Consider the following 14,071-nt stretch of genomic DNA (forward strand, 5'->3'; position numbering starts at 1 on the left):
ATTCAGCGCCCGCCCGAACGTCCGCCACCCCGGCGCCGGCCACCGCCCGGCGGGCCTCCGCGGCCGGCGTCCTGCTCGCGCCGGCGCTGCAGGGCGTCCTGACCGATGTAACCGAAGGAGGTTTTCATCGGGTCCGGCTGCGAACCCGCACTCCCCTGCCCCTTGCCCGGGCCCTTGGCGCCGCGCGGCTTGGCGCCACCCGGCGCCCCGCCCATGCCGTAGCCGCTGTTGGTGCGGCGATCGCCGAAACCGGGGCCGTCCGCACGGCTGCCTGGCGGTTTGCCCTGGGTGCGGCCACCCTTGCCGCCTTGTTTGCCCCGCTGGGCAGGGTGCCGGCCGCCGGGGCGCGGGCCACGCGGTTCGTCGGCCTCCACCAGCCCTGCCGCGGCGGTCAACCGGGCGATGTCGCGGTCGTCGAGTTCCAGCCACACGCCGCGCTTGAGCCCGCGCGGCAGCATCACCGCGCCATAACGGATGCGGATCAGCCGGCTGACCGCATGGCCAACGGCTTCGAACATGCGGCGCACCTCGCGGTTGCGGCCCTCGCCGATCGTCACGCGGTACCAGCAGTTGGCGCCCTCGCCGCCGCCATCCTCGATGGAGGCGAACTGGGCCACGCCGTCGTCCAGGCGCACACCGTCCAGCAGCCGCTGTTTCTCCTCGTTGGACAAGGCGCCCAGCACGCGCACGGCGTATTCCCGCTGCAGACCGAAACGAGGGTGCATCAGCCGGTTGGCCAGTTCGCCCGAGTTGGTCAGCAACAGCAGGCCTTCGGTGTTGAGGTCGAGTCGGCCCACCGACTGCCACTTGCCCTGCATCAGCTTGGGCAGGCGGCGGAACACGGTCGGGCGGTTCTGCGGGTCGTCGTGAGAGACCACCTCCCCGGCGGGCTTGTGGTAGGCCAGCACGCGGGGCGGCGGCGGCGTCATGCGCACGCGCACCGGCTTGCCGTTGACCTTGATGACGTCCCCGAACTGGATGCGCTGCCCGATGTGGGCTGGCTCGCCGTTGACCGAGATGCGGCCTTCCAGGATGAGCTGCTCCATCTCCAGCCGCGAGCCCATGCCGGCCTGCGCCAGCACCTTGTGCAGCTTGGGCGACTCGGCCTGCGGCGCGAGCACGCGCTTGGTCGGCAGCGGCAGGGCTTGCTCCTGCTCGGCATCGAAAGCCCCACTGACCACGTCGTCGAAACGCAGGGCTTCGGCATCGGCGGCCTCTCGAGAGCCCGCGACAGGGGCCGATTCAACGCCCGCGGCCTGAGGCGGCACCGTGTTCTCGGCGGGCGGCAACGTCGCGTCGGGGGTCGACTCAGGCGTCGCTGGGGGGTGTTCGCCGGGTTCATGGTGTTCCTGGGTGTGGGGATCGGCTCTCTGCAGATCGGGGATGGGGGTCTCGGCGTCGGCCGGCAAGTCGGCGGTCGCCGTTGCTTCGGGCGCATCCGCCACGGCAATCTCGGTATCGATCGAGGCCTCGGCAACTTCGGCCACTTCTGCGGCTTCGGGCGACAGGTTGGACGACAGCGCTTCGAAGTCCAGCCGGTCCAGGGCCGACTCCTGGATTTCATTGCCCTCGAGCGGGGGCAACTGATCGAGCGAAGACAGACCCAGGTCGTCGAGAAACTGGCGCGTGGTGGCGAACAGCGCGGGACGGCCCACGGTTTCGCGGTGGCCGATGACCTCGACCCAACCCCGGTCCTCCAACTGCTTGATGATCAACGAGTTGATGGTCACGCCACGGATGTCTTCCATGTCGCCCCGCGTCACCGGCTGGCGGTAGGCAATGATGGCCAGCGTCTCCATGGTGGCGCGGCTGTAGCGCGGTGGCTTTTCGGGGTGCAAACGGTCCAGGTAGGGGCGCAGTTCGGGCCGGCTCTGGAAACGCCAGCCACTGGCCACCTGCACCAGTTCGACGCCGCGGCCGGTCCATTCCAGCTGAAGGTCGGCCAGCAAGGTCTTGAGCGTGTCCGCCGAGACTTCGGCGTCGAACAGCGTGCCCAGTTCCCGCACAGACAGGGGCTGGGGCGCGCAGATCAACGCCGTCTCGAGGACGCGCTTGGCATCCGTGGTGTTCATGGTGTCAGTCTGTCAAAAACCGGCATGGACCGGGGCGGTACAGGGGTGGGCACGGGGCCCGTTGCTCAAACCGGCGAGGACGGCGGTGGCCGTCGGCTCGGAACGCCGGGGAAGAACCTGTTGCCTGGCAGGGCAAAAATTGGGGGATCGTGAGGTCAGGACCTCGACACGCCGCGCAGCGGGGGTCGCACGGTAGCGCTCACTCGAGGAATCCGCTGCCCAGACCCGGCTCATTGTACCGGAGGCCGCTGCCATCGATGGCGGCCAGCAGGTCCGGCGGCGGGGCCGATTGAAACGCCAACGGCTCGCCGGTGATCGGATGCCGCAGCGACAGGCGCGCCGCATGCAGGGCCTGGCGGCCCATGCCCCAGAGCGGGCGACCACCGTAGAGCGCATCCCCGACCAGGGGATGGCCCAACCAGGCCATGTGCACGCGGATCTGGTGCGTGCGCCCCGTGTGCAGCTTGCAGGCCACCAGGCAGGCCTGGTCAGACCCATCGAGCAGGCGGATGGTGGTCTGCGCCGTTTTCCCGATGCCGGTGTCGGCTCGCACGACGGCCATGCGCAGGCGGTTGTGCACGTCGCGCCCGATGGGCTGGTCCACGCCCTTCTCGGCCGCGCCCTGCCAGCGACCATGGGCCAGGGCAAGGTACTGGCGATTCACCTCGCGCGCGGCGATGGCCCGCACCAGCGCCTCCACGGCCTGGCGCGATTTGCCCACGAGCATGAGGCCCGAGGTGTCCTTGTCCAGGCGGTGCACGATACCGGCGCGCGGCAGCGCCGCGGCACCGGCGTGGTGCGCCAGCAGACCGTTGAGCAACGTGCCGGTCCAGTGCCCCGCCGCCGGGTGCACCACCAGGCCGGCGGGCTTCTGGATCACCAGCAGGTCGGCGTCCTCGAACACCACGTCCAGCGCCATGGCCTGCGCCACGAAGGCCTGCGCCTGCTGCGTGGGACGCAGTTCCACCGCCAACCGGTCGCCCACGGCGATGCGGGCCGACGGCTTGCGCAGGGCTGTGCCGCGCATCACGACAGCGCCGTCGGCCATCAGTTGCTGCAGGTAGGAACGGGAGAATTCGGGAATCAGCTGCGCCAGCGCACGATCGATGCGCCAGCCATGCATGGCAGCGGGTACTTCGCAGATCCGCGTTTCCATTTCCGCCGTGAGTTCGTCGAGCACGGCGCCCGCCTCCGATTCGAGACCCGGCATGGAACCTCCTGTCACATCCCCCGTCGATATAATTTGCGAAGCCAAGTCCATTGTTCCGTTGTAAAGGTGCACCCGTGAAGTTGACGTCCAGATTATCGGCTGTGCCCCTGTGCGCGATGGCCTCGGCGCTGGTGCTCAGCGCATGCAGCACGACGCCCGTGGATGAAACGGCCGGCTGGAGCCCGAACCGAATCTACAGCGAAGCGACCGAAGAGCGTGCCGCCGGCAACTACGAGAAGTCGGTGACGCTGTACGAAAAGCTCGAAGGCCGTGCCGCCGGCACCCCCCTGGCCCAGCAGGCCCAGCTCGACAAGGCTTACGCGCAGTACAAGGCCGGCGAACAAGCCCAGGCGCTGGCCACCCTCGACCGCTTCCAGAAACTCCATCCCACCAGCCCGGCGATGGACTATGCCCTGTACCTCAAGGGGCTGGTGAATTTCAACGACAACCTCGGCCTCTTCGGCTCGCTGGCGCGCCAGGATCTGTCCGAACGCGATCAGAAAGCCGCCAAGGAATCGTTCGAAGCGTTCCGCGAGCTCGTCTCGCGGTTCCCGGATTCCCGCTACAGCCCCGATGCCCGGGACCGCATGACGTACATCGTCAACTCGCTGGCGCAGTACGAGGTCCATGTCGCGCGCTACTACCACAGCCGAGGCGCCTACGTGGCGGCCATCAACCGCGCCCAGACGGCCTTGACCGACTACGTCAACGCGCCGGCGCTCGAAGAAGCCCTCTTCATCATGCTGCGGTCCTATGAGGCGCTGGGCCTGACGCAGCTGCGCGACGACACCCGCCGCGTGATGCAGGCCAGTTACCCGAACAGCGAGTACCTGAGCCAGGGTTTCAAGTCCAAAGACGATCCCTGGTGGAAGATCTGGTAAGCACCAGCGCATCGAGGCGGGCGACCATGTCCGCCTCGTCCACCAGCCGGCTCATGGCCGGCAACGCCCCCAGCAGACGGTTGCCATAAGACCGGGTGACCAGGCGCCGGTCGCCGATCACCAGAATCCCCTGGTCGGTCTCGGAGCGGATCAAACGCCCTGCCCCCTGCTTGAGCGCCATGGCGGCTTCGGGCAGAAAGGCGTCGTTGAAAGCGCTCAAGCCCTGCGCCTCCAGGCGCTGGCCGCGCGCCTGCATCAAGGGATCGTCCGGTGGCGGAAAAGGCAGCTTGTCGATGACCAACAGCTGCAGCGCGTCGCCGGGCAGATCCACGCCCTCCCAGAACGACGCTGACGCCACCAGCACGGACGGTTCGCTCGCTTGGCGAAACCGCGCCAACAGCGCGCGCTTGGACAAGCGCCCCTGGGCCAACACCTGAAGCGGCGCGCAGCGCCCTTGCGCCACCAGGCCCTGCAGATGATCAGCCATGCGCGATGCGGCGCGCAAAGTGGTGGTCAACACCAGGGTGCGGCCACCCAGTCGGGAAGCCCAGCGCGCCACCGCGTCGGCGAGCGCCGGCGTGTGCGAGGCGTCGGCGGGCTCGGGCAGGTCGTGGGGCACATACAGCGCCGCCTGGGCCGCGTGATCGAACGGGCTGGGCACGCGCAGGGTGTGAAAACTCGGCAGCGCATCCAGGCCGAGGCCCCGGGTGAACCAGCTCAGCCCGTCGTCGCTGCCCAGGGTCGCCGACGAGAACACCCAGCTGCGCCGGCCCGCCGATTCGTCCAGCAAGGGCTGGAACAGACGGGCGCTGTCGGACGGCGCGCACACGGCGCGCCAATGCCGGGCCTCACCCCACTCCACCCACCGAACCATGTCGGTCGCCGGCATGTCGGTGGCCATGCCTCGCCACACCGACAGCAAGGCCTGCACCCGCGCCTGCAGGCGCTCCAGTTCCGCCGAGGCTTGTGCGGTGGCGGTCAGCGCCTCCTGGCTGGCCGTCAACGCCTGGCCCAGTTCGATGGCGCAGCGCTGCCAGGCGGCCGCGTCAACACCTTCGGGCGCCATGCCTTGCCAACGGTAGCGGCCACCACTGCCACCGGCCTGGCGGGGCAAGGCGGCCATCGCGCGCGCGGCCTGTTCGATCGCCAGTGCCAGGTGGGCCCACGGCCGCTGGCCCCGCGCCCATTGCGGCCCCTGGGTGGCCAGATCGCGCGCCAGTTCCCGCAACTGCCCCGTCCCGAGCGTGCGCCCCAGAAACGGAATGCCGGTGTCGTTCAGTTGATGCGCTTCGTCGAACACCACCACCTCGGCGGCCGGCAGCAACGAGGCCACGCCCGACTCCAGCAACAGCTGATCCGAAAAGAACAGGTGGTGGTTGATCACCACCCACTCGGCCTGCAAGGCCTCGCCGCGCGCGCGGTTGACATGGCAATCGCCGTGGCGCGGGCAGCTCGCGCCCAGGCAGTTGTCCCGGGTGGATGTGACCATCGGGCGCAGCGGCGAGCGTTCGTCCAGGGCCTCCAGCTCGGCGAGGTCGCCGCTGCGCGAGCGGTTCGCCCAGCTCAGCACCTGGGCCAACCCGGCCGTGATGGCCGGGTCGCGCAGGCCGACCGACGCCGGCCCATGCAAGGCCTGCTCCAGCCGATGCAGGCAGACGTAACTCGACCGCCCCTTGAGCAGGGCCACGCGCACCGGCAGACCGAGTGCGCGGATCACGGCGGGAATGTCGCGCGTGAACAGCTGGTCCTGCAAGGCTTGGGTGGCGGTGGACAGCAGGGCGCTCCGGCCACTGAGCAGCAAGGGCACGAGGTAGGCGAAGGTCTTGCCCACCCCGGTGCCCGCTTCGACGGCCAGGCCATGGCCGTCTTCGATGGCGCGGGACACGGCGGCGGCCATGTCGAGCTGCCCCTGCCGCGGGCGCAGACTGCCGTGCGCGCGCGCCAAGGGTCCGTCGGCGGCAAACGCGGCTGCCACGCCGTTTTCAAGCGCGCTCAAGCCACCTCCACGCCGCGCCAGGCACCGTTGAGCAGGCCCACGCCGCCGGACGGCGGACCGGCGCGCAAGGGTTCACGGTTTCGGCCTTTGCCGGGCTTCGCGCAGCGCATATGTGGATACCATTGCACCCATTTCCCCACCCGAACAGACCGATCAGCACCTTCATGTCCAAAGGCTACCGCATCCAGGCCTCCACCGGCATCCACCGGGGTGACCGCGATTACCAGCAAGACCAGGTCAGCCTGCTGCACCATCCGCGCCACGGCACCTGCCTGCTCGCGGTGCTGGCCGACGGGATGGGTGGTCGCAGCGGCGGACGCAAAGCCTCCGATCAGGTGATGCTCACGGCGCGGCAGCTGTTCGAGCGCTACGACCCCGAGACGGACGATGCCGCCGCGCTGCTGCGCCAGATCGTCGAAGAGTCGCACCTGGTGATCAAGCTCACGGCTGTCTCGGCCGAACAGGAGCCGCACAGCACCATCGCCGCCTTCCTCATCAACCCGGGTGGCGACAGCCACTGGGTGCACGCAGGCGACTCGCGCATCTACCACTTCCGCAATGGCCGGATGGTCTTTCGCACCATGGACCATTCCTACGTGCAGACCCTGGTCAACCAGGGCGAGATCAGCGAGGAAGAGGCGTTGGACCACCCGCATGCCAACATCCTGATGGGCTGCCTGGGCACGGAGAACGATCCGCCGGTGGACCTCCATGTGGTCCCCCAGCTGAGCGCGGGTGACGCGATCATGGCCTGCAGCGACGGCATCTGGCACTACTTCACCCCGGAAGAACTCTCCAGCACGATCGCCATGCTCTCGCCCCGCGAGGCTTGCGAGTTCCTGATCCAGAAGGCGCGCTCGCGCGCCAAGGGCATGGGTGACAACCTGTCGCTGACGATCGTCAAACTCGACCCGCTCGGCTGAAGCGGGGTTCAAGTCAGCCCGGTGTCCACCAACCGGTGCTCCAGCGACAGGAATTCCTGTGACTGCATCTCGGTCAGGCGCGAGACGGTGCGCGGAAATTCGTGCGACATCGGCCCTTCCACGTACAGATCCTCGGGTGGCACGGCGGCGGACATCACCAGCTTGACCCGCCGGTCGTAGAGCACGTCCACCAGCCAGGTGAAGCGCCGAGCTTCCGATGCCTGGCGGACCGACATCTGCGGCACGTTCGACAGCATGAGCGTGTGGAACTGGGAGGCGATCTCGAGGTAGTCGTTCTGCGAACGGGGTCCACCGCACAAGGTGCGGAAGTCGAACCAGATCACGCCGCCTGAGCGCCGCAGCGCCTGGATCTGCCGCGCTTCGATGTGCATGACCGCATCGTGGTCGCCCATTTCGGCCAGCTCATTGAAGGTCGCCTCCATCGCGGCATCGGCCTGCGGCCCCAGCGGGCAGTGGTACAGCTGGATGTGGTTGAGCGTGCGCTGGCGGTAGTCGGTGCCGTTGTCCACGCTCAGCACCTCCAGCCGCTGTTTGAGCAGTTCGATCGCGGGCAGGATGCGGTCGCGGTGCAGCCCGTCGGGGTACAGGTCGTCCGGGCGGAAGTTGGACGTGGTGACGAACCCCACGCCCGCCTTGAACAGCGCGTCCAGCAAGCGGTGCAGGATCATCGCGTCGGTCACGTCGGCCACGTGGAACTCATCGAAGCAGATGAGCTTGTAGCGCTTGGCGATGCGCGCGCCGAGCTCGTCCAGCGGATTGACCGTGCCTTGCAACTCGCGCAGTTCGCGGTGCACCTCGCGCATGAACTCGTGGAAATGCAGCCGCGTCTTGCGACGCAGCGGCACCGCCTCGAAAAAGCACTCCATGAGGAAACTCTTGCCCCGGCCCACGCCGCCGTACATGTAGACGCCGCGCGGGATCTCGGGATTGACGAAGAGCTTCTTCAGCGAGTTCGAGCGCTTCTGCTTGTACACCGCCCACTCGGCCGCGCACCGCTCCAGCGCGTCGATGGCGCGCTGTTGGGCGGGGTCCGTCGTGTAGCCGCGCTCCTTGAGCGCGGCCTCGTACGTGCTGCGGACGCTCAAGATCGGCGCTTAGAAGTTCAGCGTGCGCTTGTCCACCGCCAGCGCGGCTTCCTTCGTCGCTTCCGACAGCGAAGGGTGGGCGTGGCAGATGCGCGCGATGTCCTCGGCACTGGCCTTGAACTCCATGGCCACCACGGCTTCGGCGATCAGTTCGCTGGCCATGGGTCCCACGATGTGCACGCCGAGGATTTCGTCGGTGGTCGCGTCGGCCAGGAACTTCACCATGCCGGTGGTGTCGCCCAGCGCCCGCGCACGGCCGTTGGCCAGGAACGGGAAGGTGCCGGCCTTGTACTTCACGCCGTCGGCCTTGAGCTGCTGCTCGGTGCGGCCCACCCAGGCGATCTCGGGGCTGGTGTAGATCACCCAGGGGATGGTGTTGAAATTGACGTGTCCGTGCTGGCCGGCGATGCGCTCGGCCACGGCCACGCCCTCTTCTTCCGCCTTGTGCGCCAGCATGGGGCCACGCACCACGTCGCCCACGGCCCACACACCCTTGAGGCTGGTGCGGCATTCACCGTCCACCACGATGGCGCCGCGCTCGTCGAGCTGCAGGCCCACGGCCTCGGCATTCAGGCCGATGGTGTTGGGCACACGGCCGATGGAGACGATCAGCTTGTCGGCCTCAATGCTCTGCGCTTCGCCCTTGGCGTTCGTGTAGGCCACGCTCACGCCCTTCTTGCCGGTCTTGACCTCGCCGACCTTCACGCCCAGTTCGATCTTCAGGCCTTGCTTGTCGAAGGCCTTCTTGGCTTCCTTGGCGATCTGCTCGTCCACCGCGCCCAGGAAGGTCGGCAGACCTTCGAGGATGATCACGTCCGAGCCCAGGCGGCGCCAGACCGAGCCCATTTCCAGGCCGATCACGCCGGAGCCGATCAGCACCAGCTTCTTGGGCACGGCGCCAAGGCGCAGCGCGCCGTCGTTGGACAGCACGCTCTCTTCGTCGAACGGCACACCCGGCAGCGCGCGGGCGTTGGAGCCCGTGGCCAGGATGATCTGCTGGCCCGTGATGAGCTCTTCCTTCGCGCCAGTCACCTGGATCTCGTAGCCGGCTTCGACGGCCTTCACGAACGAGCCGCGGCCGTGGAAGAAGGTGACCTTGTTCTTCTTGAACAGGTACAGGATGCCGTCGTTGTTCTGCTTCACCACCGTGTCCTTGCGGCCGATCATCTTGGCGATGTCGATCTTCACGTTGGTGGCGCTGATGCCATGGTCGGCGAAGTGGTGGTTGGCGTGATCGAAGTGTTCGGACGACTGCAGCAGCGCCTTGCTGGGAATGCAGCCGACGTTGGTGCAGGTGCCACCCGGTGCCGGGCCGCCAGCGGCGTTCTTCCACTCGTCGATGCAGGCGACCTTGAAGCCGAGCTGCGCCGCACGGATGGCGGCGATGTAGCCACCGGGGCCGCCGCCGATCACGACGACGTCAAAGGATTGGGACATGTTGTGTTCCTGAAGTCAAAGGGCCAACGCCCCTGTCGGGGCGTTGGCAAGAGAAGGATCGATCAGATGTCGAACAGGATGCGGGCCGGGTCTTCCAGCGCTTCCTTCATCGCCACCAGCCCCAGCACGGCTTCGCGGCCGTCGATGATGCGGTGGTCGTACGACATGGCGAGGTAGTTGATCGGGCGGATCACGATCTGGCCGTTTTCCACCACCGGGCGGTCCTTGGTCGCGTGCACGCCCAGGATGGCCGACTGCGGCGGATTGATGATGGGCGTGGACAGCATGGAGCCGAAGGTGCCGCCGTTGGAGATCGAGAACGTGCCACCGGTGAGGTCGTCCAGGCCCAGCTTGCCGTCCTTGGCCTTCTGGCCGAACTCGGCGATCTTCTTCTCGATGTCGGCAAAGCTCATCTGGTCGGCGTTGCGCAGGATGGGCACCACCAGGCCACGGGGCGAACCGACGGCGATGCCGATGTCGAAGTAACCGTGGTAGACGATGTCGTTGCCGTCCACCGAGGCGTTGATGATCGGGTACTTCTTGAGCGCATGCACCGCGGCCTTCACGAAGAAGCTCATGAAGCCCAGCTTGACGCCGTGTTCCTTCTCGAACTTCTCCTGGAACTTCTTGCGCATCTCCATCACCGGCGCCATGTTCACTTCGTTGAACGTGGTGAGGATGGCGTTGGTGGATTGCGATTGCAGCAGGCGCTCGGCCACGCGCGCGCGCAGGCGGGTCATGGCCACGCGCTCTTCAGGGCGGTCGCCCAGGTCAGGGGCCACCACGGGCACCTGCGGCAGCACCTTGGTAGGCGCGCCGGTGGGGATCGCCACGGGCGCAGCGACAGCGGCCTTGGGCGCGGCCACGGCCGACAGCACGTCGCCCTTGGTCACGCGGCCGTCCTTGCCGGTGCCGGCCACCGAGCCAGCGGCCAGGTTGTTGTCGGCCATCAGCTTGGCGGCGGCGGGCATGGGCACACCGGCCTTGGATTGGGATGTTGCAGCAGCAGCGGCAGCAGCCGGTGCGGCGGCGGGAGCGGCAGCGGCAGGCGCCGCAGCAGCGGGTGCGGGCGCCGCGGCACCGGCGACGGCAGCGGTGTCGATGCGAGCGATCAGCTGGTCGGCGGCCACGGTGGCGCCGTCGCCCTGGACCAGCTCCACCAGCACGCCGGCGGCGGGCGCGGGCACTTCGAGCACGACCTTGTCGGTTTCGATCTCGATCAGGATTTCATCGGCCGCGACGGCTTCGCCGGCCTTCTTCTTCCATGCCAACAAGGTGGCTTCCGCCACGGATTCGGACAGTTGCGGAACTTTGACTTCTACGATTGCCATGAGTGTTCTACCTGGGGGTTTTGTGGGGTGCGCCGGACGGGCCGGTCACAGGACGTCAACGTCGGGTGACCGGCTCGGGTCCGTTCAGTTCACTTGGTGAGGATGAAGCCTTTGAGCTTGCCGAAAGCGGCTTCGATCAACGTCTTCTGCTGCTCCTGGTGGAGGTGGGCATAACCCACGGCCGGCGATGCGGAGGCCGCGCGCCCGGCGTAACCCAGCTTCTGGCCCTCGAGCATGTTCTCGTGGATGTAGTGCTGCACGAAGAACCAGGCGCCCTGGTTCTGCGGCTCGTCCTGGCACCACACGATGTCGGTCGCGTTGGGGTACTTGCGCAGCTCCGCGCCGAACACTTTGTGCGGGAACGGGTACAGCTGCTCCACGCGCACGATCGCCACGTCGTCCGAGCCGCGCTCTTCGCGCTTCTTGACGAGGTCGTAGTACACCTTGCCGGAGCAGCAGATGACGCGCTTGACCTTCTCGGCCTTCTTCACGACGTCGGCGTTCTGCTCCGGAATCACGGTCTGGAAACCGCCCTTGGTGAACTCGGACAGCGGCGAGGTCGCGTCCTTGTTGCGCAGCAGCGACTTGGGCGTGAAGATGATCAGCGGCTTGCGCAGGCCGCGAATCATCTGGCGGCGCAGCACGTGGAAGATCTGGCTCGCGGTGGTGGGCTGCACGACCTGCATGTTGGTGTCGGCGGCCAGCTGCATGAAGCGCTCCAGGCGCGCCGAGCTGTGCTCCGGCCCCTGGCCTTCGTAGCCGTGCGGCAGCATCATCGTGATGCCGTTGACGCGGCCCCACTTCACTTCACCGGAGGCGATGAACTGGTCGATCACGACCTGCGCGCCGTTGACGAAGTCGCCGAACTGGGCTTCCCAGATCACCAGCGTGTTCGGGTCGTTCGAGGCGTAGCCGTATTCGAAACCGAGCACGGCCTCTTCGGACAGGATCGAATCGATCACCACGAAAGGGGCCTGGTTGTCGGCCACGTTCTGCAGCGGCACGTAGATGCCTTCGTCGTACTTCTCGCGGTTCTGGTCGTGGATGACGGCGTGGCGGTGCGTGAACGTGCCGCGGCCGCAATCCTCACCCGAGAGGCGCACGGGGAAACCGCTGGCCACCAGCGAGGCAAAAGCCATGTGCTCGCCCATGCCCCAGTCCACCGGGATGTCGCCACGGCCCATGGCCGCGCGATCGGCGTACACCTTCTTCACCAGTTGGTGCGGGGTGACGTTGTCCGGAATCGTGGTCAGGCGATCCGACAGTCGCTTCCACTCGGCCATGGGGATGGCGGAGTCCGCGCTGTCGGTCCACTTCTTGCCCAGGTACGGGCTCCAGTCGACCGCGAACTTGCTCTTGAAGTTGGTCAGCACCGGGTCCACCGTGTGGCGGCCAGCGTCCAGCGCGGCACGGTAGGCCTTGACCATGTCGTCGCCCAGCGTCTCGCCCAGGCCCTGCGCGGCCAGCTTGTCGGCGTACAGCTTTCGCGTGCCGGGGTGGGCCGCGATCTTCTTGTACATGAGCGGCTGCGTCAGGCTCGGGGTGTCCTGTTCGTTGTGGCCCAGCTTGCGGAAGCAAACAATGTCGACCACCACGTCCTTCTGGAAGGTCATGCGGAAGTCGAGCGCCAGCTGGGTGGCGAACACCACCGCCTCGGGGTCGTCGCCGTTCACGTGCAGCACCGGCGCCTCGATCATTTTCACGACGTCGGAGCAGTACAGCGTGGAGCGGCTGTCGCGCGGGTCGGAGGTGGTGAAGCCGATCTGGTTGTTGATCACCAGGTGCACCGTGCCGCCCGTGGAATAGCCACGGGTTTCGGCCAGCGCCAGGGTTTCCATCACCACGCCCTGGCCGGCAAAGGCGGCATCACCGTGCACCAGCACCGGCAGCACTTGCTTGCCCAGCGGGTCGCCACGGCGGTCCATGCGGGCGCGCACCGAACCTTCCACGACCGGGTTCACGATTTCCAGGTGCGAGGGGTTGAATGCCAGCGACAGGTGCACCGGGCCACCGGGGGTGGTCACGTCGGAGCTGAAGCCCTGGTGGTACTTCACGTCACCGGCGGGCAGTTCTTCGGGCGCGGTGTGGTCGAACTCGGCAAACAGGTCCTTGGGCATCTTGCCCAGGGTGTTGACCAGCACGTTCAGGCGACCGCGGTGGGCCATGCCGATCACGATTTCCTGCACGCCGATCTGGCCGGCCTGGTTGATCAGCTCGTCCATCGAGGCGATGAAGCTCTCGCCACCTTCCAGCGAGAAGCGCTTCTGGCCCACGTATTTGGTGTGCAGGAAACGCTCCAGGCCTTCGGCGGCCGTCAGGCGGTCGAGGATGTGCTTTTTCTTCTCGGCGTTGAAGGCGGGCTTGGTGCGCGTGGCTTCCAGGCGCTCCTGCCACCAGCGCTTCTGGCTCTGGTCGGTGATGTACATGTACTCGGCACCGATAGAGCCGCAGTACGTCTCGCGCAAGGCGTTGAGCAACTCGCGCAAGGACATGGTTTCCTTGCCGAAGAACGTGTTGCTGGTGTTGAACACGGTCTCGAGGTCGGCGTCGGTGAAGCCGTAGAAAGAGAGTTCGAGTTCGGGAATGTGGTCGCGCTCGGCGCGCTTGAGCGGATCCAGATCGGCCCAGCGGGCACCGACGTTGCGGTAGGCGGCAATCAGCTGCTGGACGGCGGTGCGCTTGCGGGCGAGCTCGGAGTCGGCACCAGCGGCCACGACGACCTTGGTGCCACCCTGCTTGGCGCGCTCGGCGAAGGCGTTGATGACGGGCAGGTGGGGTACGTCGCGGGCGTCGGTGCCATCACCGGCGGGGACGTTCTGCAGCGCGTCGAAGTAACCGCGCCAGTTGTCGGGGACGCTACCGGGATTGTCCAGGTAGTTTTCGTACATCTCTTCCACGTACGGCGCGTTGCCGCCGAAGAGGTACGAGTTGCCTTTGTAGGCAACATAGACGTTGCCCCCGTTCGATTGGGAATCGCTCATAAATCCGCTGACCTCCGTTTCCCTTCGGGAAACATAAGCTGGTTAAGACAACCTTCCGCGGCACGGCTGAACCGTTAGGCGGATGCGACAGTGACTGTGGAAGGACCTGACTGCAGCCCGCGATTGTGCCACCG

General features: G+C 67.1%; 9 protein-coding genes and 1 pseudogene. 2 read left to right on the forward strand and 8 right to left on the reverse strand.

Annotation, left to right across the window (positions count from 1 at the left end):
- Positions 1-2: 2 nt before the first annotated feature.
- The 3 genes and pseudogenes from ABSY19_RS01480 to ABSY19_RS01490 all read right to left on the reverse strand — a co-directional run bounded on the left by ABSY19_RS01480 (position 3) and on the right by ABSY19_RS01490 (position 3,282).
- Positions 3-1,544 (reverse strand): pseudouridine synthase, encoded by a 1,542-nt coding sequence (locus tag ABSY19_RS01480; RefSeq protein WP_382163998.1) that lies wholly within the window; start codon positions 1,542-1,544, stop codon positions 3-5.
- Positions 1,545-1,610: 66 nt separating this feature from the next.
- Positions 1,611-2,072 (reverse strand): annotated as a pseudogene (scpB, locus tag ABSY19_RS01485) (SMC-Scp complex subunit ScpB); the annotation flags it as partial.
- Between the two features lie 199 nt (positions 2,073-2,271).
- Entirely contained in the window at positions 2,272-3,282 is a 1,011-nt protein-coding gene (locus ABSY19_RS01490; RefSeq protein WP_382158429.1) for an RluA family pseudouridine synthase, read from the reverse strand.
- Between the two features lie 116 nt (positions 3,283-3,398).
- Between ABSY19_RS01490 and ABSY19_RS01495 the strand changes: the two genes are divergently transcribed.
- A complete protein-coding gene (locus ABSY19_RS01495) occupies positions 3,399-4,163 on the forward strand; it encodes an outer membrane protein assembly factor BamD (RefSeq protein ID WP_291119609.1) in 765 nt (254 codons plus the stop codon).
- Here the strand turns inward: ABSY19_RS01495 and ABSY19_RS01500 are convergent.
- The gene (locus tag ABSY19_RS01500; RefSeq protein ID WP_382158431.1) at positions 4,126-6,159 is read right to left on the reverse strand and encodes an ATP-dependent DNA helicase; all 2,034 of its coding nucleotides are present in this window, start codon (positions 6,157-6,159) and stop codon (positions 4,126-4,128) included. The genes ABSY19_RS01495 and ABSY19_RS01500 overlap by 38 nt on opposite strands.
- 164 nt (positions 6,160-6,323) lie before the next feature.
- Here ABSY19_RS01500 and ABSY19_RS01505 point away from each other — a divergent pair, with 164 nt between their 5' ends.
- Complete coding sequence (locus ABSY19_RS01505) at positions 6,324-7,082, forward strand: PP2C family serine/threonine-protein phosphatase (RefSeq protein WP_291119577.1); 759 nt, start codon at positions 6,324-6,326, stop codon at positions 7,080-7,082.
- A gap of 8 nt (positions 7,083-7,090) precedes the next feature.
- On the opposite strand, the gene zapE is transcribed toward ABSY19_RS01505, so the two are convergent.
- The 4 genes from zapE to ABSY19_RS01525 all read right to left on the reverse strand — a co-directional run bounded on the left by zapE (position 7,091) and on the right by ABSY19_RS01525 (position 13,937).
- The gene (gene zapE, locus ABSY19_RS01510) at positions 7,091-8,188 is read right to left on the reverse strand and encodes a cell division protein ZapE (RefSeq protein ID WP_291119574.1); all 1,098 of its coding nucleotides are present in this window, start codon (positions 8,186-8,188) and stop codon (positions 7,091-7,093) included.
- Between the two features lie 9 nt (positions 8,189-8,197).
- Positions 8,198-9,625 carry a dihydrolipoyl dehydrogenase gene (lpdA, locus tag ABSY19_RS01515; protein ID WP_382158433.1) on the reverse strand — a complete coding sequence of 476 codons (1,428 nt, stop codon included), beginning with the start codon at positions 9,623-9,625 and terminating at the stop codon, positions 8,198-8,200.
- A 62-nt stretch (positions 9,626-9,687) separates the two neighbouring features.
- Positions 9,688-10,956: a 2-oxoglutarate dehydrogenase complex dihydrolipoyllysine-residue succinyltransferase gene (gene odhB, locus ABSY19_RS01520; RefSeq protein ID WP_382158435.1), complete on the reverse strand. Its 1,269-nt coding sequence runs from the start codon at positions 10,954-10,956 to the stop codon at positions 9,688-9,690.
- An 89-nt stretch (positions 10,957-11,045) separates the two neighbouring features.
- Positions 11,046-13,937, reverse strand: a complete 2,892-nt coding sequence (locus tag ABSY19_RS01525) for a 2-oxoglutarate dehydrogenase E1 component (RefSeq protein WP_382158437.1) — start codon at positions 13,935-13,937, stop codon at positions 11,046-11,048.
- Between the last annotated feature and the right edge of the window lie 134 nt (positions 13,938-14,071).

This window comes from Hydrogenophaga sp. ANAO-22 (genome assembly GCF_042466645.1).
GTDB lineage: Bacteria > Pseudomonadota > Gammaproteobacteria > Burkholderiales > Burkholderiaceae_C > Hydrogenophaga.

Excerpts from the sequence above, each read along its gene's own strand:
- ABSY19_RS01490 (WP_382158429.1), bottom strand. The coding sequence starts at position 3,282 with ATGCCGGGTCTCGAATCGGAGGCGGGCGCCGTGCTCGACGAACTCACG.
- ABSY19_RS01495 (WP_291119609.1), top strand. The coding sequence starts at position 3,399 with ATGGCCTCGGCGCTGGTGCTCAGCGCATGCAGCACGACGCCCGTGGAT.
- ABSY19_RS01505 (WP_291119577.1), top strand. The coding sequence starts at position 6,324 with ATGTCCAAAGGCTACCGCATCCAGGCCTCCACCGGCATCCACCGGGGT.
- lpdA (WP_382158433.1), bottom strand. The coding sequence starts at position 9,625 with ATGTCCCAATCCTTTGACGTCGTCGTGATCGGCGGCGGCCCCGGTGGC.
- odhB (WP_382158435.1), bottom strand. The coding sequence starts at position 10,956 with ATGGCAATCGTAGAAGTCAAAGTTCCGCAACTGTCCGAATCCGTGGCG.
- ABSY19_RS01525 (WP_382158437.1), bottom strand. The coding sequence starts at position 13,937 with ATGAGCGATTCCCAATCGAACGGGGGCAACGTCTATGTTGCCTACAAA.